The following is a 1,834-nucleotide window of genomic DNA, read 5'->3' on the forward strand; positions in this document are numbered from 1 at the left end:
AGCTGCTTCATATATCCCGACCGGAATATCTCCTGTTATGCCTAATGTTAACCAGTTGAAAAAGTCATAGGGGGAGTCTGTCGCCTTATCCGCACGAGTTCTTAATGTACCTACAAAACCCGGCACTGACAAAATGGAATGTAAACGTCACCGTATCCACTACACCCATAACGGTTTCCTTGATAAGAGATCCTACAAATGCCCGCGTAACCGCATCCACTTGTACCACTTTTTTCCTCCATTCGGTCATTCCGTAGGTTGATTCCAGCCATGAATAATACGCCAGTATCGAATTGGTTTCGTTAGGTTTTAATACATGCGCTTTAAAATAGTTGAGTGTTATCTCATTCTTATTGTTATATGCGGTAATCGTTGTCCCATCTAGAAGCTCCATCGGCGGAATATTAAGTCGTTCCCCTACGAGTTGGCGCTAGCCCAGGCTCCCTGTTCTCCCGGTTCCATCGCCATTCGAAGCATCAGCAGATACGATTCATTCTGAACTAATTTAGAGGGCAAGGTGGCTAGCCTTACAACATTACCTTATCTGTATATGTTGACTGGTCGTCACCAGATTTCTTTCCTGCACCATCATCATCGTTACAAGTGTCAGTTATGTTACAGACAAAGTGCTACTCTTTGTATAACAACATTACCATAGTTGTCGTGCTGTCCATCTTGAAAGGTGCGATTTTTTTCTTACTCAGTAAGTATTACTATCGTTATATGGTATTTTACAGTTGCTAGTAATTTCGAAAAAACCGCAGATAACAAAGGTAACAAAAAACAGGTCAATCATGGTGGTATCTGACCATAATCGACCTGTATTATGTAACGCACTAGCGTTATTTAGGTTATACTTTTCAAGCATAATTGTGCGTACAAACAAAATGACAGAATCTTTATACAAATATTACATGGGTTATATGTGTTAATTGTTGAATGATGGATTCATTCGGCACTGGGTAGCCCCCTCACCAAAATATCATTTAATTTTATTTTTTATTATATTGATATAGCCTTGATACGTTCCCTTCTGTTCATCGAACATCCAAACATCTGCTAAATCTATTAAGTTATTCTTTTCAAGATTTTCAATCATTCTATCTAATTTACTCTTATGTGCTGAGAGCATTTCCGAACTGATTGATGATAATTTTTCCATCAATTCCATTGAATCAATATCAGCATAAAAAGGTGTGTTCTGTTCATCAATCCTTTCAATAATTTCAAACGTTGCTAAATCCTTGAAAACATCTTGCCTAATACAACGAATCAAATCAAAGTTTGATAACTCATATAGACATTTCCCTGTAATTTCTAAGTGCCATACAGGTAGTGACATATCAGAATACTGAGTTGCATTTTGCATTACACTTTCGTATTCTTCATTAGTCAAAAACTCTTTTAATGTCATTTTTCTATTTATCATATACATTACTCCAATCATTATTTAGGTGGATACACTCCGCCATTGGGGGCAAACATGTCTTCAATTTTTTTCATTGTAGCGTTTACCTCATTCAACTTAGATGCGTAAAGTTGTCGAAGTTCATTATCTAAATTAGGATTTTTGAGCATCCCTTCCCAACTTCGGTTCAAATCAACTAAACCACGATATGCGTCAGAAACTTCTTGAGCATGATCATAATAGCCTCCACCTGGTTTTGGAACAGGGTCACCAACTAAGTCCCTCTGTGCTCCTTTTAAATCCATTTCAGTTAAATGTGAGTATGTTCTTTCCTGTTGATTCAAAGTAGCCCTCTGACTAGTAGTGATTTTTGATTTTGCAATATCAGATAAATCATCAACACTTGAGAATATCCTGCCACCATTC

The 1,834-nt window shown here is 37.3% G+C and carries 3 protein-coding genes; all 3 read right to left on the reverse strand.

Annotated elements, in window-relative coordinates; all coding sequences use genetic code 11:
• Nucleotides 1-85: 85 nt before the first annotated feature.
• Entirely contained in the window at nt 86-394 is a 309-nt protein-coding gene (locus MHH60_RS33145) for a hypothetical protein (RefSeq protein ID WP_076139114.1), read from the reverse strand.
• Nucleotides 395-982: 588 nt separating this feature from the next.
• The gene (locus MHH60_RS33150; RefSeq protein WP_232061224.1) at nt 983-1,429 is read right to left on the reverse strand and encodes a contact-dependent growth inhibition system immunity protein; all 447 of its coding nucleotides are present in this window, start codon (nt 1,427-1,429) and stop codon (nt 983-985) included.
• A gap of 17 nt (nt 1,430-1,446) precedes the next feature.
• Nucleotides 1,447-1,834 (reverse strand): polymorphic toxin type 28 domain-containing protein (locus MHH60_RS33155; protein WP_341161224.1); only part of this gene is annotated, 388 nt, incomplete at its 5' end.

This window comes from Paenibacillus sp. FSL H7-0716 (assembly GCF_038002705.1).
Lineage (GTDB): Bacteria > Bacillota > Bacilli > Paenibacillales > Paenibacillaceae > Paenibacillus_AQ > Paenibacillus_AQ odorifer.